We start from the raw sequence: 15,498 nt of genomic DNA on the forward strand, positions 1-15,498 counted from the left end.
CCCAATCTCTACGAGACGCCGACCGCTTGCCCATTTCGGCGCATCGGGACGGCTCCGCCCGCTATGTGGGGTGACTGTGGCGGAAAAGCAACGTTCCCGGCGGGCAAAGATGCCCTGGCCGGGAGGCGCCTAGCTCAGGCCCTTCCAGGGCTGCGTTTCCGTGACCGCCCATTCCCCGCCGGACGGGCGGCAGGCCGTGCCTTGCAGCCGCGTCGGGCTGTTCTGCGTCTGGACGCTGGCGATGAAGGCGCGGCAGACCTCGTCCGAGCGCAGGAAGGGGCCGCCGACCGGCGTGAACGAGCCTTTCATGCCGCTTTGCGGGTTGTCCCATGCCACCGGCGCGCCATTGCCCTGGGGGTCGAGCGCCAGCGCCATCGCGCCATCGGCGCGGCGCAGGTCCTCGGGGCCCAGTTCGCTCGAAAGCACCGACAGGGCGCTCGGCTTCAGCGAACCGCGCGCCGGCAAAGTCGATGAGGTCGTCATCGCCAGCTCATCTTCCGCCTTGCTCGACAGGCCGAGAATCGGGAAGGAAATCGAACAGCCGGCGCTCGACAGGGCAAGCAGCAGCACCGTCGCGACCGTAGCGGGGCGCATGGACGCAGCGCGCCGATGAAGGCTTTGGTTCGCCCTCCGGGCTGGCCTATATAAGCTTGCAGTCCGACACCAGATCACAGATTGCGCTCGCCCGACGCTTAACCAGAATTCGCCGAGGATTAGACACGTGGAACGGTTAACGCCGGGTGACTTCACCCAAGCTGAAGAGCCCTTCGCTCTGTTCTCGGACTGGCTCGAAGAGGCCGGGCGCTCCGAGCCGAACGACCCAACCGGAATGGCCCTTTCGACGGTCGACGCCGAAGGCCTGCCCAATGTCCGCATGGTGCTGCTGAAGGGCTACGACCGCGACGGCTTCGTCTTCTACACCAACACCGAGAGCCAGAAGGGCCAGGAGCTGCTCGGCCAGGGCAAGGCGGCCGCCTTGTTCCACTGGAAGAGCCTGCGCCGGCAGGTGCGCATCCGCGGCCCGGTCTCGCTCATCAGCGACGCCGAGGCCGACGACTATTTCCGGTCGCGCGCCCGTGACAGCCGCATCGGCGCCTGGGCCTCCCAGCAGTCGCGCCCGCTGGAAAGCCGCTTCGCGCTCGAGAAGGCCGTCGCCGGCTACGCCGCGAAATTCGGCCTCGGCGAGATACCCCGTCCGCCGCACTGGACCGGGTTCCGGATCGCGCCGGTCTATATCGAGTTCTGGCGCGACGGCGCCTTCCGGCTGCATGACCGCGTCGTCTTCCGCCGCGCTTCGGCCGCCGAGCCCTGGACCAAGACGCGTCTCTACCCCTGAGGATCCTCCCGCATGGCGATGCCGAAATTCGACTTCCCCAAGACCGAGGCCGGCAAGCGCCCGGTCATGCTGCTGACCGGCGCGAGCCGCGGCATCGGCCATGCCACGGTGATGCAGTTCGCCATGGCGGGCTGGCGCATCCTGTCCTGCTCGCGCCAGGCCTTCTCCGACAAATGCCCCTGGCCGTCCGGCGCCGACGACCATGTCCAGATCGATCTCGGCGACCCCGAGGACACGATGCGCGGCATTGCCGAGATCAAGAAGCGGCTGGCCGCGGAAGGCGGCAAGCTCAACGCGCTGGTCAACAATGCCGGCATTTCGCCGAAGGGACCGAAAGGCGGCCGGCTTGGCGCCGCGACGACCTCCTTCAACGACTGGCATCAGGTCTTCCAGGTCAATTTCTTCGCGCCGATCATGCTGGCGCGCGGCCTGCTCGACGAGCTCATCGCCGCCAAGGGCGCCATCGTCAACGTCACCTCGATCGCCGGCTCGCGCGTCCATCCCTTCGCCGGCGCAGCCTACGCGACCTCGAAGGCGGCGCTCGCCAGCCTGACGCGCGAGATGGCCGCCGATTTCGGGCCGCTCGGCATCCGGGTGAACTCGATCTCGCCCGGCGAGATCGACACCGCCATCCTCTCGCCCGGCACCGAGAAGATCGTCGCGACCTTGCCGCTCGGGCGGCTCGGCCGGACCGAGGAGGTGGCGAAGGCGATCCATTTCCTCTGCACCGACGCCTCGTCCTATGTCACCGGCGCCGAGCTCCACATCAATGGCGGACAGCACGTGTGAGCGGCGATAGCGGGCAGGTCATCCGGTTTCCCAACCCCGCCAAGGCGGCGGCGCGCCCGGTGCTCGCGGCCTCGATCGCCGTCTTCCGCGATGGCAAGGTCCTGCTCGCGACCCGGACGAAGCCGCCTGCCGACCAGCTCTGGTCCTTGCCGGGCGGCAAGGTCGAGGCCGGCGAGACGCTCGAGGAAGCCGCCCTTCGCGAGCTCGAGGAGGAGGTCGGCGTCAAGGCGGTCATCCTCGGCTTCAACCGACATGTCGAGATTTTCGGGCGCGATGCGGCCGGCGCGGTGACGCATCACTTCGTCATTGCCTCCTTCGTCGGGGACTGGCTCTCGGGCGAACCGAAGCCGGGTCCCGAGGCCGGCGCGGTGATGTGGGCCGACCCGCTCAGGCTCGGCGGGCTGGTGACGACGCGCGAACTCGGCGACGTGGTCCGTGACGCCCATGCGATCCTGCAGAACGGCGGCCGCGCGCCGTGACCGCGACGCGGCATTGGGTGCTTGCCGGCCTCCTCGCCTGCACGCTGGCGATGCTGCCGCTCCTCGCCGCAGCGCAGAGCCAGGGCCAACGCCGCCCGCCCGCGCCGCCGCAGCCGCAGACACCGCCGGCTCCCGCTCCGGAGCCGCCTCCGCCGCCCTATGAGCCGCAATTGCTCGCGCTCTCCGAGATCATGGGCTCGCTCGCCTATTTGCGGACGCTGTGCGGCGGCAAGGAGGCCGAGGGCTGGCGCGAGCGCATGGCCGCACTGATCGAGAGCGAGGGGCGCAGCCCGGAGCGGCGCGAGCGGCTGACCGGCGCCTATAATCGCGGCTTTCGCGCCTATTCGCTGACGCATCGGCTTTGCACGCCCGGCAGCCGGGAGGCGGCGGCAAGGCTGGCGGCCGATGGCGAGCGCCTCGCTCGCGCGCTGGCCGGCCGCTATGGCGGATAGGTCACATCGGGACGAAACTGTGTCTTTCTCAAAACTCTCGCGGTGAAATTAACCTTTCTTAAAGGGCGGGGTAGCAACCGCCCGCCGCCATGCGTATGAATCTGGGGCAGTCGATCGCCCCGGCGCTGGCTCGATTCTGGAGCGCGCGCCGGCACCATGTGACCAAGCCGCAGAGTCCGCATTCCATGTCCATCCGTCCTGACGATCTGCCGCTCGATCCTTCACTGGCCGAAGACAATGGCGATGCCCGCCGTGTCGCCTATGGCTATGTCGAGGACGCTTTCACCGAGGCGCAGCAGGACGGCCTCGACAGCGACGCGCTGGCCCATGCCGCGCTCTTCGCCGCCTTCCGCACCTTGGTCGAGACCTATGGCGAGGAGGCGACCGCCGTCTTTGCCGAGGCCCTGCCCGAGAAGGTGCGCAGCGGCTCCTTTACCAGCGGCACACGGCACTGAGGCTGCCGCGGCGATGCCGTTGCATGCGCTCGGTACCGCCTCTCTCCTTCGCCTGACCGGCGCGCTCGCCGGCCTGTGGCTCGCCAGCCCGGTTTCGGTGGCCCCGGCACAGGACGTGCCGCAAGTGCTGGGCTGCGAGGGACCGTTCCGCCGCGACGCCAGCCAGGCCTCCCTCGCCAAGGCCTTCGGCGCGCGCAATCTCTCGACCCGGTCCATCGCGCTCGGCGAGGGCGAGACCGAGACCGGGACGGTGCTCTTCGCCACCGATCCGACGCGTCGCATCGAGATCCTCTGGACCGATCGCAAGAAGCGCAGCCGGCCGCGCCATGTCACCTTCCGCACCGACCCGCTGAAGCCGGCGGCGCGCGACGCCTATCGCTGGCGCATCGCCGTGCCGGGTGGCGCGGCCTCCCTGCGCCTCGGCCAGCCGCTCGTCGAGGTCGAGGCCGCGAACGGCCGACCCTTCGAGCTCACCGGCTTCGACTGGGATTATTCCGGCACGGTCACCGAGTGGCGCGGCGGCGTCCTGGAAACGCCGCCCGGCGGCTGCCGCATCCTGGTCCGGCTCGACCCGGAAGTCGAAACCGGCGCGGAACGGCAAGCGCTCGTCGGCGACCAGGTCTTCGGCTCGGACCTGCCGGCCATGCGCACCGTCCGGCCACGGATCTACGAGATGCGGCTGGACTGGGACTGACGGCTGATCTTAGCTGGCTTGGGTCGCCCTCGCCGCTTGCAGCGAGCGCTCGGCCCGGGCCAGGAGCAAGATGCGCTCCTGCACATTCCTGGTCATGGCCGCCGCCCGCTCGAACTCGGCCTGCGCCTCGCCATGGCGGCCGAGCTTCGACAGGAAATCGCCGCGCACGCTCGGCAGCAGGTGATAGGTCCTGAGCGCGGGCTCCGACACCAACTCGTCGACGATGGCGAGGCCGGCGGCCGGCCCCTCCGCCATGCTCACCGCCACGGCGCGGTTGAGCTCGACCACGGGCGACGGCGTGAGCGTGCCCAGCACACCGTAAAGTGCGGCGATCCGGCCCCAATCTGTCTCCTCCCCCGTCCGCGCCCTGGCATGGCAGGCCGCGAGCTCGGCCTGCAGGACATAGCGGCCCGGCGCGCCTCCGAGCGCCCGCGCCCGTTCGATCGCCCGGAGGCCGCGGCCGATCAGCAGATGGTCCCAGCGGGCGCGGTTCTGGTCGAGCAGCAGCACCGGTTCACCGGACGGCCCGACGCGCGCCCGCAGCCGCGAGGCCTGGATCTCCATCAGCGCCACGAGCCCATGCACCTCTGGCTCCTGCGGCGCGAGCTCGGCCAGGATGCGCCCGAGCCGCAGCGCCTCGTCGCACAGGCCGGGGCGCACCCAGTCCTCGCCCGCGGTCGCAGCATAGCCTTCGTTGAAGATGAGATAGACGACCTCCAGCACCGATTCGAGGCGCGCCGCCAGCTCGGCGCCATGCGGCACCTCGAACGGCACCTTCGCCTCGGCCAGGGTCTTCTTCGCCCTGACGATGCGCTGCGCCATGGTCGGTTCCGGGACGAGGAAGGCGCGCGCGATCTCCTCGGTGGTCAGGCCGCCGAGCAGCCTGAGCGTCAGCGCCAGCCGCGCCTCGGTCGGCAGCACCGGATGGCAGGCGGTGAAGAGCAGGCGCAGGAGGTCGTCGCCGAGCTCGTCGTCGAGCGCCTCCTCGATCTGGCTCGTCGGATCGGCGTCCTCATCGAGGTCGCGGCCGATCTCGTCATGCTTGCGCTTCAGCATCTTGGCGCGCCTGAGGTCGTCGAGTGCGCGGTGCTTGGCGACCTGCATCAGCCAGGCGCCAGGATTGCGCGGCACGCCCTCGTCCGGCCATTGCTGGAGCGCGGCGACGAGCGCGTCCTGCGCCAGCTCCTCGGCCCGGCCGACATCACGCGTGACGCGGGCGAGGCCCGCGATCAGTTTCGGGGCCTCGATCCGCCAGACCGTCTCGATGGTGCGGTGTGCATCGCTTGCCGACATCGGCTGCGATACACACCATCAGCGGCCTCCCTGGCAAGCGGCGTCAGCCGCCCGCAGGTAATGGTTCAGTTCTTGTCGCCGATCTCTGTCTTGAGGCGATCCCACTGCGCCGCGGTCTCCGGGGTCACGACCTCGCCGAAATCGGCCAGGTCATAGAACGGGCGGATCTCGATCTCGGACGGACCGGGCATCGGATTCGGGCAGCGCTTGACCCATGCGATCGCCTCGTCGAGCGACTTGCACTCCCAGAGCCAATAGCCAGCGACCAGTTCCTTGGTCTCGGCGAAGGGCCCGTCGACGACGGCCCGCTTGGCGCCGTCGAACTGCACGCGCACGCCCTTCGAGCTCGGCTGCAGGCCGTCGCCGCCCTTCATGATGCCGGCTTTCACCAGCTCCTCGTTATAGGCCATCATCGCGTCGAGCAGCTCCTGGGTCGGCATCACGCCGGCTTCGCTGTCCTTGGTCGCCTTGACCATCACCATGAATCGCATCGGTCTTCTCCTTTTGGGGCGGAAGCTCTGGAGGCGATGCCTCGCAGCTTCCAGGTTGAATGGATTTTGGAACGTCGCCGGCTCAGCCGGCGCGCTTCGTCGTCTCGGTGCGCAAGCGCTCTTCCTGCTCGCGCAGCTCGGGCGTCAGCGCCTCACCGAAATCCTCCATCTCGAAGATCGGGCGCAGCTCGATCTCGGTGCCGTCGTCGAAGGGCGCGCGCTTCAGCCACGCGACCGCCTCGTCGAAGGAGCGGACCTGCCAGATCCAGAAGCCGCACAGCAGCTCCTTGGTCTCGGCAAAGGGGCCATCGATGACCGTCCGCTCCGCGCCAGAGAAGCGCATGCGCAGGCCTTTCGAGCTCGGGTGCAACCCATCGCCCGCCAGCATCACGCCGGCCTTCACCAGCTCCTCGTTATAGGCGCCCATCTGGGTGAGGGCGCCCTCGCTCGGCATCACGCCGGCTTCGGTGTCTGCACTGGCCTTGACCAGAACCATCACGCGCATCGGTCTTCTCCTGTCCTTGAGGTTCGTTTCGCTACGGGGCGGGAGAATTTCCGCCCTCTGTCTTCACGTCGAACGAGGCAGGCCCCGATCGACAGGCTCGCGATAATTTTTCAGCCCTCGGCCGCAAATTTCTCGCGGCGCGCGATCTCGGCTGCGCTCGGCTCCTCCTGCGCGAAGGAGCCGGTCCTGATCTCGCCCTCGCGGCGATAGCGGCTCATCACCACGCCGGTCGACGAGGCCTTGCTGTCGACGAGCTTCAGCGCCGCCGGCATTGCGCCCTCCCCGAACATGCGCTTGCCCTTGCCCAGGACGAGCGGGAAGACGAGCAGGTCGATCTCGTCGATCAGGTCGTGCTTCAGCAGCGTCTGGATCAGCACGCTGCTGCCCTGGATCAGGAGCTTCGGCCCGTCCTGCTTCTTCAGCCTGGCGACATCGGCAGCGACGTCATGCAGGGCGACCGAGTTCTGCCAGGTCAGCGGCGCATCCGACGAGGTCGCGACATATTTCGTCGTGGCGTTGAACGCCTTGGCGATCGGGTCCTCATCGCCGTAATACGGCCAATGGGCGGCGAAGATCTCGTACGTCCTGCGCCCAAGCAGCAGGTCGAAGGGCTCATCGAAGAGCTTGCCCATGAGCCCGCCCATCGCCTCGTCCCAATAGTGGAAGGTCCAGCCGCCATGGCTGAACCCGCCCTGCCTGTCCTCTTCCGGCCCACCCGGAGCCTGCATCACGCCGTCGAGCGACAGGAAGGTTGCGGCAACGATCTTTCTCATCTCGTCTCTCCCAGATGCGAGCCGCAGCGCGACCCGTGGTGCGAAAAGAGCTCCGGCAGCTGCGGGCGAACCCGCTCATGCTGCTGCTCCTTGCCGACACGTCGAACGGCAAAACGCGAAATCGACAGCGCGCGAGAAAAAGATTCGGCCCCTCAGCCGACGCGGCATATGCGCCACGCCGCGATGATCGCCTCGGCCGATTGCGCCACATCCTCGGCTTCCGTCGGCCAGGAGATCACGGAGAGCCGCATGATCCAGCGGTCGCGCCATTTCGCGCCGCCGGCGAAGCAGACCCCGTCGGCCTGCACCCGCGCGATCACGGCCAGAGTCAGCCTGTCGCCCTCCTCCGGCGGACGGTCCGCCCCGAAGCGCACGACGACCTGGTTGAGATCGACTGCATTGACGATCGCGATCCCCGGCTCGGCCCGCAGCAGGTCGGCCATCTGGCAGGCCAGGCGGCAATGGCGCTCGACCATCCCGGCGATGCCGCTGCGCCCGAGATGCCGGATCATCGCGAAGGTCGCGAAGCCGCGCGCCCGCCGCGACAGCTCCGGCACGAAATGCGACGGATCGCGCTCGCCCTCCGCGACCTCGGGCAGATAGCTCGCCAGAGCCGTCATCGCGCGTCGATGGGCATGGCTGTCGCGGATGATCGCGAAGCCGCAATCATAGGGGGTCTGCAGCCATTTATGGCCGTCGGTCGCCCAGGAATCGGCACCCTCCGCACCCGTTGCGAGATGCGCCCTGTCGCGGCTGGCGCGCGCCCACAGGCCGAAGGCGCCGTCGACATGCACCCAGGCAGCCTTGCGACGCGCGATCGCGATCGCTTCGCGGAAGGGATCGAAGGCGCCGGTGTTGATCTGGCCGGCCTGGAGGGCGACGATGACGGGCTCCGGACTGGCCTCGATCGCCTGCGCGAGCGCCTCGGGCCTCACCCTGCCCTCGCTGTCGGTCGCGATGCGCCTGACGCGATCATGGCCCAGGCCGAGCAATTGCAGCGCCGAAAACACCGTCGTATGCGCATCATTGCCGATCAGCACCGTGATCTCCGGTGCGCCGAACAGCCCATTGGCCTCGACATCCCAGCCGGCGCGCCGCAGCACCTCTCCCCGCGCTGCCGCGAGGCAGACGAGATTGGCGACCGTCGCGCCCGTGACGAAGCCGACCGACGCCTCCTCGGGAAGCGCCAGCAGATCGAGCAGCCATGCAGCCGTGACCGCCTCGACGGCGGCGCCGGCCGGCGCGGCCTGATGGTTCCCGCAGTTCTGCCCCCAGGCGCTGGTCAGCCAGTCCGCTGCGACGCCGACCGGATGCGACGCGCCGATGACCCAACCGAAGAACCGGGCGCCGGCCATGGCGTGCAGGCCCGGTTCCATGTCGCTTGCGAGTTCCGCGATGACGCGCTCCGCCGCCGTCCCGCTCTCCGGCGTCGGCCCGGCGAGCCGGGCCAGCATCGCGGCATAGCCTTGCTCAGGCCGTTGCAGACGGCCGGACAACCCTCGACGGAAGGCCGTGGCGCGGGCGGCGGCGTCCTGAAACAGCGCGGCCGGATCGAAATGCGGGTTCGACATGACACCTCCTGCTCGAAGCGCGCCTGCGTCGCTTCATAATGGCAGGAAGCGCCGGCTTGTCAGCCGCGCGGCAGCGCCTCCAGGAAGCGCGCCGGCTCGCCCTGGGACGGAGTGACCAACTCGCGCTCCCACATCACCTTGCGGCCGCGGACATAGGTGCCGACCGGCCAGCCGGTGACGGTAACGCCGTCATAGGGCGTCCAGCCGCATTTCGAGGCGATCCAGTCGTTGGTGATCGTCTCGCGCCGCTTCAGGTCGACGATGGTCAGGTCGGCGTCGTAGCCGGCGGCGATCCGGCCCTTGCCCTCGAGCCCGAAGATGCGCTGGGGGCCGGCGCTGCTCAGATCGACGAAACGCTCCAGCGAGAGCCGCCCCGCATTGACGTGGTCGAGCATGATCGGCACCAGCGTCTGCACGCCCGGCATGCCGGAATGGCTCGCCGGATAGGCATGATGCTTCTCCTCATGCATATGCGGCGCATGATCGGAGCCGAGCACGTCGACAATGCCCTGCTCCAGCCCCCACCAGATTCGCCGGCGATGGCTCTCGTCGCGGATCGGCGGGTTCATCTGGGCATAGGTGCCGAGCCGTTCGTAGCAATCCGGCGCGACCAGCGTCAGGTGGTTCGGCAGCACCTCGACGGTCGCGACATCCTTGTGGTCCTTCAGGAAGACCATCTCCTCGCCGGTCGAGATATGCAGGATATGGACGCGCGCCCCTAGCTCGCGCGCGATGCGCACCAGCCGCTTCGTGCAGGTCAGCGCCACCTCCGGCGAGCGCCAGACCGGATGGCTCGACGGGTCGCCCTCGACGCGCAAGTTCATGCGCTCGCGCAGCATCGTCTCGTCCTCGGAATGGAAGGCGGCGCGCCGGCGCGTGCGCTTCAGGATCTCGGCAACGCCGGCATCGTCCTCGACCAGCAAATCGCCGGTCGAGGAGCCCATGAACACCTTGATCCCGGCTGCGCCCGGCAGGCGCTCCAGCTCGGCGACGTCCTTGGCGTTCTCATGCGTGCCGCCGACCCAGAAGGCGAAATCGCAATGCATGCGATGCCGGCCGCGCCTGATCTTGTCGGCGAGCGCCTCGGGCGTCGTGGTTTGCGGGATCGTGTTCGGCATCTCGAAGACGCAGGTCACCCCGCCGAGCGCGGCCGCGCGCGAGCCGGCCTCCAGATCCTCCTTGTGGTCGAGCCCCGGCTCGCGGAAATGCACCTGCGAATCGATCACGCCGGGCAGGATGTGCAGGCCGCGGCAATCGACGGTCTCGCCGGCCGAGGCCTGCGAGAGATCGCCCAGCGCCACGATCTTGCCGCCGCTGATACCGAGGTCGCGCTCGCCGCGCCCGTCATGGTTCACGACGGTGCCGCCCTTCAGAATGACATCGTAGCTCTGCGGCATCGTCGGTCTCCGGGAGTTGAGCAGTGGGTCAAGGCCGCCTAACTATCGGCCACGATCCCGTTTGCAAAACGCAAACCGTCATGCCCCGCCATGACATGGAGCGGAAGAGAGGACGCCATGCCTGCAACCCGACTGGTCGATCGCGGCGTCATCCGCGTCAGCGGCGAGGACGCGCGCGACTTCCTGCAGAACATCGTCACCAACGAGATGGACGCGGTGACGCCGAGCCATGCCGGCTATGGCGCGCTCCTGACACCGCAGGGCAAGATCATCAGCGATTTTCTGGTAGCCGCCGTGCCGGAGGAGGAGCGTGGCGGCTTTCTCCTCGACGTGCCGCTCCTGCAGGTTCCCGATCTGATGAAACGGCTGAAGCTCTACAAGCTGCGCGCCAGGGTCGCGCTCGACGATCTCAGTGAGGTGGCCGCCGTCATCGCCTCATCCGGCGGTTTCTCGCTGCCGGACGAAGCCGGCCTCGTCTATGCCGACCCGCGCCTGCCGGCACTCGGCGAGCGCGCGGTCACCGACCGGGCCGATGTCGATTCCGTCGTGAGCGCCGAGCCCGACGCCTATCACGCCAGGCGCATCGCGCTCGGCATCCCCGATGGCGGCAAGGATTTCGCCTATGGCGACGCCTTCCCGCATGAGGCGCTGCTCGACCAGCTCGGCGGCGTCTCCTTCAAGAAGGGCTGCTATATCGGCCAGGAGGTCGTCTCGCGCATGCAGCATCGCGGCACCGCCCGCACCCGCGTCGTGCCCGTCGTCTTCAGCGAAGGCCTGATCCCCGAGATGGGCGTCGAGGCGACCGCCGGCGGCAAGGCGCTCGGCCGGATCGGCTCCTGCGCCAAGGGCCGCGGCCTCGCCTTGCTGCGGCTCGACCGCGTCGCCGATGCGCTGGCGGCCGGGCAGACGCTCGAAGGCGGCGGCCTCGCCTTCACCCTGGAGAAGCCGGGTTTTGTGCGCTTCCCCTTCCCCGGCGAGCCCGGTTTCGGAGCAGCCTCATGAGCGGGCGCGCCGCAGTCGAGGGACCGGACGGCAAGTTCCGCTGCGTCTGGCCGGGCACCGACCCGCTCTATCTCGCCTATCACGACACCGAATGGGGCGTGCCGGAATATGATTCGCGCGCGCTGTTCGAGAAGCTGCTGCTCGACGGCTTCCAGGCCGGGCTCTCCTGGATCACGATCCTGCGCAAGCGCGACGCCTTCCGCGCCGCCTTCGCCGGTTTCGAGCCGGAGAAGGTCGCCCGCTTCACCGAGGCCGATGTCGAGCGCCTGCTCGGCGACGCCGGCATCATCCGCCATCGCGGCAAGATCGAAGGCGCCATCAAGAGCGCGCAGGCCTATCTCGCGATCAGCGAGCGCGAGCCCTTCGCCGATTTTCTTTTCAAGCATTTCGACGGCCGCATCGTTCAGAACGCCTTCCGCACCCATGAGGAGGTGCCGACCGAAACCGCCGTCTCCAAGGCGATGTCGAAGGACCTGAAGGCGGCCGGCTTCACCTTTTGCGGCCCGACCATCGTCTACGCCTTCATGGAGGCCTGTGGGCTGGTCAACGATCACCTGACCGACTGCTTCCGCTGGCAGGAATGCGCCGCGCTGACGCGCGATCCGCGTCTCCCGGCCTGACCATGGCCAAGCCCCCCCTCGCCCCTCGCGCCTGGCAGCGCATGCTGTCCGGGCGCCGGCTCGATCTGCTCGATCCCTCGCCGCTCGACATCGAGATCGAGGACATCGCCCATGGCCTCGCCCGCGTCGCGCGCTGGAACGGCCAGACGCGAGGTGAGCATTCCTTCTCGGTGGCGCAGCACTGCCTGCTGGTCGAGGCGATCGCGGGCCATCTCAACCCGGACTGGTCGAAGCCGTGGCGGTTGATGGCGCTGCTGCACGACGCCCCGGAATACGTCATCGGCGACATGATCTCGCCCTTCAAGGTGGTGATGGGCGATGCCTACAAGAGCGTTGAGCTCAGGCTCCTCACCGCGATCCATCTGCGCTTCGGCCTGCCGGCAACGACGCCGGCCGTGCTCGCGCGCAAGACCAAGGAGGCCGACAAGGTCGCGGCCTTTTTCGAGGCGACCGAGCTCGCCGGCTTCGTCCGCGAGGAAGCGCTGATCTTCTTCGGGCGCCCGAAGCCGCTGCCGCGCGCGGTCATGGACTGGCTGAAGCCGCTCTCGACCGAAGCCGCGCAGGCGCGGTTCCTTGAGCGGTTCCAGGTGTTGGCGGCTTAGCGCGTCATTCTCGGGCGGAGCGAAGCGCAGACCCGAGCATGACGAGGCACCCTCAACCCGCCGCCCGCACCATGAAGCGCGCGTCGCCGCCATAGCTCGCAAGCTTCGCGTCCAGCCGCGGGTCGGCGACGACCGAAAAGCCCTGCCTGACCCAGAACCCGGTCGAGCCATTGACCGCGACCAGCGACAGGCTCGGCAGCCCGAGCCCCCGTGCGAGCCCGACAGCATCGGCGACCGCAAGCCTCGCCGCGCCGGTGCTCCGCGCCCGCGGCAGCAAGGCGAGATCGTGGATATAATAGGTCCCCGGCACCGCCGGCAGCGCACCGAGCGGCGCGTTCAGCGCCGGCGGCTCGTGCTCGCGCCAGGGATGGCTGACCAGATAGGCGCCGATCCCGCCAGCCATATCCAGCACCCGGCACCCCGCCCCGAAAAGCCGCAGCCGCTCGGCGAAGATTTCAGCCTCCTCCGGAAAATCCGGATGCACCGCGGCCGCGACCGCCATGACCGCGCCGAGATCGGCTCGCGTCATTCCCCGCCAATGCTGTGCGCCCGCCATGCTGCGCCTCCCATCTCGCCATTTATTCCAATCCGGCAAAAGTCATCAAGCATTCCTACGGCTACAGGCGAAAGCGATTTGCGCCGATACTCCCCGCCAGGTTTCACAGCGAATGCGAAGGAGAACGCCATGTCGCTTGCCGAGAGCCGCAGCACGCAGCTGCCCAAGGGCGTCGTCGTCAAGGGCGCGATGGGCGACCGTTTCGACGAGATCCTGAGCCATGACGCGCTCGCCTTCGTCGCCGACCTGCAGCGCCGCTTCAACGAGACGCGCAAGCGCCTGCTCGCCGTGCGCAAGGAGCGTCAGAAGCGCTTCGATGCCGGCGAGACCCCGGATTTCCTGGCCGAGACCAGGCATGTCCGCGAGGGCGACTGGACGGTGGCGCCGATCCCAGCCGACCTGCTCGATCGCCGCGTCGAAATCACCGGCCCGGTCGACCGCAAGATGATCATCAACGCGCTGAACTCCGGCGCCAAGGTCTTCATGGCCGATTTCGAGGACGCCTCCTCGCCGGTCTGGGCCAATATGGTCGAGGGCCAGATCAACCTGAAGGATCGCTGGGCGAACAGGATCGACTTCACCGAGCCGAGCACCGGCAAGGCCTACAAGCTCAAGGACAAGCCGGCCGTCCTGATCATCCGCCCGCGCGGCTGGCATCTGCCCGAGCGCCATATCGAGATCGACGGCGAGGTCGCCTCGGGCTCGCTGGTCGATTTCGGGCTCTATGTCTTCCACAACGCCAAACCGGCGCTGGCCCAGGGCTCGGGCCCCTATTTCTATTTGCCCAAGCTCGAGAGCCATCTCGAGGCGCGGCTCTGGAACGACGTCTTCGTCGCCGCCCAGAATGCGCTCGGCCTCAAGACCGGCACGATCAAGGCGACGGTGCTGATCGAGACCCTGCCGGCCGCCTTCGAGATGGACGAGATCCTGCACGAGCTGCGCGACCACATGGCCGGTCTGAACTGCGGCCGCTGGGACTACATCTTCTCCTTCATCAAGAAGCTCGCCCGCAACGAGGCCTATGTCCTGCCCGACCGTTCGCAGGTGGTGATGACCAAGGCCTTCCTGCGCGCCTATTCGCTGCTGCTGATCAAGACCTGCCACCGCCGCGGCGCCTTCGCCATGGGCGGCATGGCGGCGCAGATCCCGGTCAAGAACAACCCGGAGGCCAACGCCGCCGCCTTCGCCAAGGTCAAGGCCGACAAGGAGCGCGAGGCCGGCGACGGCCATGACGGCACCTGGGTCGCCCATCCTGACCTCGTCCCGGTGGCGATGGAGGTGTTCGACCGGCTGATGCCGCAGCAGAACCAGCTCGACAAGCTGCGCGAGGACGTCTCGGTCGGCCGCGAGCAGCTCCTGGAAGTCCATCAGGGTACCCGCACCGAGGAGGGTTTTCGCGAGAACATCCGCGTCGGCGTGCAATATCTCGAAGCCTGGCTGCGCGGCCGCGGCGCCGTGCCGATCTACAACATGATGGAGGACGCCGCGACCGCCGAGATCAGCCGCGCCCAGATCTGGCAATTCGTCCAATACGGCGTCGAGGTCGATGGCGGCACCAAGGTCGACGCCGACCTCTTCAAGCGCTGCCTCGCCGAGGAGATGGAGCGCGTGAAGGGCGAGGTCGGCCCCGAGAACTACGCCAAGGGCCGCTTCCCGGAAGCGATCGAGCTCTTCTCGAAACTCTCGCTCGCGCCGGAATTCGAGGAGTTCCTGACCGTACCGGCCTACGGCAAGCTCGCGTGAGGATCATGACCGGCGCCGGGAAACCGGCGCCGGTCGGCGAATGCTTTGAGGACCGACTGGAGAAGGGTCCGCTATGGGTGGGAAGCGGGCCTTACCGGCTATAGCCGATAACCCTTAGGCCACCGAGAAAGGCTACGAAATTGCAGTTGAGATGCAGGAGGACGGCTTCCGCTGCCGAGAGGTTCTGAGCAATCTCGCGAGCTGGGACATTGTTTGGCCGCGGGAAGCGAGCAACGGCGGGAATATCCAGCCACTCAATCGAGCGAAGCTCAATCGGGCCGAATTGGCTGTCTATCCAGGGTATAGGCGGCTGAAGGGAGCTAATCGAGGGGAAGACCATGACCTTCGGCTCGGACACATCGATAAACTTCACGATCATCTGCGCGAGACCGACACCGGCATCGTCCATAGCCGTGAAGAGCTTCCTCCACTTCGTGTCCGACATGTGAGCGTGAGAAAACTCACGCCGTGCCAATGACGATAGCCTGTCGAGATCAGCTCGGGAGTGCGTAGTCATACGCAACCGTGTCACGCTCAAGAAATGTCCGCAACGGGTCGGAAGCCGACACTTCGTGCCAGTCACCGCCGGGGACATCACTGGTGGGAAGCCGGCGCAACAGGAAATTGGCCGCTACAGCAGAGCGCTCAGCCCGCACCCCTCAAACCGCCCCGCACAGCCATCCCCAGAGCGCCGTCGCGGCCAGGGCGAATATCACGAAGGTCGCCTTGGCATCATGGGG

The 15,498-nt window shown here is 68.0% G+C and carries 19 protein-coding genes; 10 read left to right on the plus strand and 9 right to left on the minus strand.

The window, feature by feature from the left end:
* Positions 1 to 129 precede the first annotated feature (129 nt).
* A complete protein-coding gene (locus ACTIF2_RS04500; RefSeq protein WP_439495842.1) occupies positions 130 to 594 on the minus strand; it encodes an RT0821/Lpp0805 family surface protein in 465 nt (154 codons plus the stop codon).
* Positions 595 to 721: 127 nt separating this feature from the next.
* Between ACTIF2_RS04500 and pdxH the strand changes: the two genes are divergently transcribed.
* From pdxH to ACTIF2_RS04530, 6 genes are all read left to right on the plus strand, one after another.
* A complete protein-coding gene (gene pdxH, locus ACTIF2_RS04505) occupies positions 722 to 1,336 on the plus strand; it encodes a pyridoxamine 5'-phosphate oxidase (protein ID WP_439495843.1) in 615 nt (204 codons plus the stop codon).
* Positions 1,337 to 1,402: 66 nt separating this feature from the next.
* A complete protein-coding gene (locus tag ACTIF2_RS04510; protein WP_439496068.1) occupies positions 1,403 to 2,125 on the plus strand; it encodes an SDR family NAD(P)-dependent oxidoreductase in 723 nt (240 codons plus the stop codon).
* Complete coding sequence (locus ACTIF2_RS04515) at positions 2,122 to 2,604, plus strand: NUDIX hydrolase (RefSeq protein ID WP_439495844.1); 483 nt, start codon at positions 2,122 to 2,124, stop codon at positions 2,602 to 2,604. Before ACTIF2_RS04510 ends, ACTIF2_RS04515 begins: the two co-directional genes overlap by 4 nt.
* Positions 2,601 to 3,056, plus strand: a complete 456-nt coding sequence (locus ACTIF2_RS04520) for a TIGR02301 family protein (protein ID WP_439495845.1) — start codon at positions 2,601 to 2,603, stop codon at positions 3,054 to 3,056. Before ACTIF2_RS04515 ends, ACTIF2_RS04520 begins: the two co-directional genes overlap by 4 nt.
* Before the next feature lie 185 nt (positions 3,057 to 3,241).
* On the plus strand, positions 3,242 to 3,511 hold the full coding sequence (locus ACTIF2_RS04525) for a hypothetical protein (protein ID WP_439495846.1): 270 nt from the start codon (positions 3,242 to 3,244) through the stop codon (positions 3,509 to 3,511).
* Positions 3,512 to 3,524: 13 nt separating this feature from the next.
* Entirely contained in the window at positions 3,525 to 4,205 is a 681-nt protein-coding gene (locus tag ACTIF2_RS04530) for a hypothetical protein (protein ID WP_439495847.1), read from the plus strand.
* Between the two features lie 9 nt (positions 4,206 to 4,214).
* On the opposite strand, the gene ACTIF2_RS04535 is transcribed toward ACTIF2_RS04530, so the two are convergent.
* From ACTIF2_RS04535 to ACTIF2_RS04560, 6 genes are all read right to left on the minus strand, one after another.
* The gene (locus ACTIF2_RS04535; RefSeq protein WP_439495848.1) at positions 4,215 to 5,498 is read right to left on the minus strand and encodes an RNA polymerase sigma factor; all 1,284 of its coding nucleotides are present in this window, start codon (positions 5,496 to 5,498) and stop codon (positions 4,215 to 4,217) included.
* 65 nt (positions 5,499 to 5,563) lie between these two features.
* Positions 5,564 to 5,989 (minus strand): YciI family protein, encoded by a 426-nt coding sequence (locus ACTIF2_RS04540; RefSeq protein WP_439495849.1) that lies wholly within the window; start codon positions 5,987 to 5,989, stop codon positions 5,564 to 5,566.
* A gap of 82 nt (positions 5,990 to 6,071) precedes the next feature.
* Positions 6,072 to 6,494, minus strand: coding sequence for a YciI family protein (locus ACTIF2_RS04545; RefSeq protein WP_439495850.1), 423 nt, complete (start codon positions 6,492 to 6,494; stop codon positions 6,072 to 6,074).
* 110 nt (positions 6,495 to 6,604) lie between these two features.
* Positions 6,605 to 7,267: a dihydrofolate reductase family protein gene (locus tag ACTIF2_RS04550; RefSeq protein ID WP_439495851.1), complete on the minus strand. Its 663-nt coding sequence runs from the start codon at positions 7,265 to 7,267 to the stop codon at positions 6,605 to 6,607.
* A 152-nt stretch (positions 7,268 to 7,419) separates the two neighbouring features.
* Positions 7,420 to 8,838: a pyridoxal phosphate-dependent decarboxylase family protein gene (locus ACTIF2_RS04555; protein WP_439495852.1), complete on the minus strand. Its 1,419-nt coding sequence runs from the start codon at positions 8,836 to 8,838 to the stop codon at positions 7,420 to 7,422.
* 59 nt (positions 8,839 to 8,897) lie between these two features.
* A complete protein-coding gene (locus tag ACTIF2_RS04560; RefSeq protein WP_439495853.1) occupies positions 8,898 to 10,235 on the minus strand; it encodes a dihydroorotase in 1,338 nt (445 codons plus the stop codon).
* 117 nt (positions 10,236 to 10,352) lie between these two features.
* On the opposite strand from ACTIF2_RS04560, the gene ygfZ reads away from it, so the two are divergent.
* Genes ygfZ through ACTIF2_RS04575 form a run of 3 tightly spaced genes read left to right on the plus strand, consistent with a single transcriptional unit; the run spans position 10,353 to position 12,459 of the window.
* The gene (gene ygfZ, locus ACTIF2_RS04565; protein ID WP_439495854.1) at positions 10,353 to 11,237 is read left to right on the plus strand and encodes a CAF17-like 4Fe-4S cluster assembly/insertion protein YgfZ; all 885 of its coding nucleotides are present in this window, start codon (positions 10,353 to 10,355) and stop codon (positions 11,235 to 11,237) included.
* Complete coding sequence (locus tag ACTIF2_RS04570; protein ID WP_439495855.1) at positions 11,234 to 11,857, plus strand: DNA-3-methyladenine glycosylase I; 624 nt, start codon at positions 11,234 to 11,236, stop codon at positions 11,855 to 11,857. The genes ygfZ and ACTIF2_RS04570 overlap by 4 nt, the downstream gene beginning before the upstream one ends.
* A 2-nt stretch (positions 11,858 to 11,859) precedes the next feature.
* Complete coding sequence (locus ACTIF2_RS04575; RefSeq protein ID WP_439495856.1) at positions 11,860 to 12,459, plus strand: YfbR-like 5'-deoxynucleotidase; 600 nt, start codon at positions 11,860 to 11,862, stop codon at positions 12,457 to 12,459.
* A 52-nt stretch (positions 12,460 to 12,511) separates the two neighbouring features.
* Here ACTIF2_RS04575 and ACTIF2_RS04580 read toward each other — a convergent pair whose 3' ends face one another.
* Entirely contained in the window at positions 12,512 to 13,015 is a 504-nt protein-coding gene (locus ACTIF2_RS04580) for a GNAT family N-acetyltransferase (protein ID WP_439495857.1), read from the minus strand.
* A 129-nt stretch (positions 13,016 to 13,144) separates the two neighbouring features.
* Here ACTIF2_RS04580 and aceB point away from each other — a divergent pair, with 129 nt between their 5' ends.
* Positions 13,145 to 14,758, plus strand: coding sequence for a malate synthase A (gene aceB / locus ACTIF2_RS04585; protein WP_439495858.1), 1,614 nt, complete (start codon positions 13,145 to 13,147; stop codon positions 14,756 to 14,758).
* A gap of 91 nt (positions 14,759 to 14,849) precedes the next feature.
* On the opposite strand, the gene ACTIF2_RS04590 is transcribed toward aceB, so the two are convergent.
* Positions 14,850 to 15,353, minus strand: a complete 504-nt coding sequence (locus tag ACTIF2_RS04590) for a DUF6678 family protein (RefSeq protein ID WP_439495859.1) — start codon at positions 15,351 to 15,353, stop codon at positions 14,850 to 14,852.
* Between the last annotated feature and the right edge of the window lie 145 nt (positions 15,354 to 15,498).

Origin of the sequence: Allobosea sp. (assembly GCF_051860145.1) — a bacterium.
Classification (GTDB): Bacteria; Pseudomonadota; Alphaproteobacteria; order Rhizobiales; family Beijerinckiaceae; genus Allobosea.

Bases quoted from the DNA above. Each gene is read 5' to 3' on its own strand.
- ACTIF2_RS04500 (WP_439495842.1), bottom strand. From the start codon at position 594: ATGCGCCCCGCTACGGTCGCGACGGTGCTGCTGCTTGCCCTGTCGAGC.
- ACTIF2_RS04510 (WP_439496068.1), top strand. From the start codon at position 1,403: ATGCTGCTGACCGGCGCGAGCCGCGGCATCGGCCATGCCACGGTGATG.
- ACTIF2_RS04525 (WP_439495846.1), top strand. From the start codon at position 3,242: ATGTCCATCCGTCCTGACGATCTGCCGCTCGATCCTTCACTGGCCGAA.
- ACTIF2_RS04530 (WP_439495847.1), top strand. From the start codon at position 3,525: ATGCCGTTGCATGCGCTCGGTACCGCCTCTCTCCTTCGCCTGACCGGC.
- ACTIF2_RS04535 (WP_439495848.1), bottom strand. From the start codon at position 5,498: ATGTCGGCAAGCGATGCACACCGCACCATCGAGACGGTCTGGCGGATC.
- ACTIF2_RS04540 (WP_439495849.1), bottom strand. From the start codon at position 5,989: ATGCGATTCATGGTGATGGTCAAGGCGACCAAGGACAGCGAAGCCGGC.
- ACTIF2_RS04545 (WP_439495850.1), bottom strand. From the start codon at position 6,494: ATGCGCGTGATGGTTCTGGTCAAGGCCAGTGCAGACACCGAAGCCGGC.
- ACTIF2_RS04550 (WP_439495851.1), bottom strand. From the start codon at position 7,267: ATGAGAAAGATCGTTGCCGCAACCTTCCTGTCGCTCGACGGCGTGATG.
- ACTIF2_RS04555 (WP_439495852.1), bottom strand. From the start codon at position 8,838: ATGTCGAACCCGCATTTCGATCCGGCCGCGCTGTTTCAGGACGCCGCC.
- ACTIF2_RS04560 (WP_439495853.1), bottom strand. From the start codon at position 10,235: ATGCCGCAGAGCTACGATGTCATTCTGAAGGGCGGCACCGTCGTGAAC.
- ygfZ (WP_439495854.1), top strand. From the start codon at position 10,353: ATGCCTGCAACCCGACTGGTCGATCGCGGCGTCATCCGCGTCAGCGGC.
- ACTIF2_RS04570 (WP_439495855.1), top strand. From the start codon at position 11,234: ATGAGCGGGCGCGCCGCAGTCGAGGGACCGGACGGCAAGTTCCGCTGC.
- ACTIF2_RS04575 (WP_439495856.1), top strand. From the start codon at position 11,860: ATGGCCAAGCCCCCCCTCGCCCCTCGCGCCTGGCAGCGCATGCTGTCC.
- ACTIF2_RS04580 (WP_439495857.1), bottom strand. From the start codon at position 13,015: ATGGCGGGCGCACAGCATTGGCGGGGAATGACGCGAGCCGATCTCGGC.
- aceB (WP_439495858.1), top strand. From the start codon at position 13,145: ATGTCGCTTGCCGAGAGCCGCAGCACGCAGCTGCCCAAGGGCGTCGTC.
- ACTIF2_RS04590 (WP_439495859.1), bottom strand. From the start codon at position 15,353: ATGTCCCCGGCGGTGACTGGCACGAAGTGTCGGCTTCCGACCCGTTGC.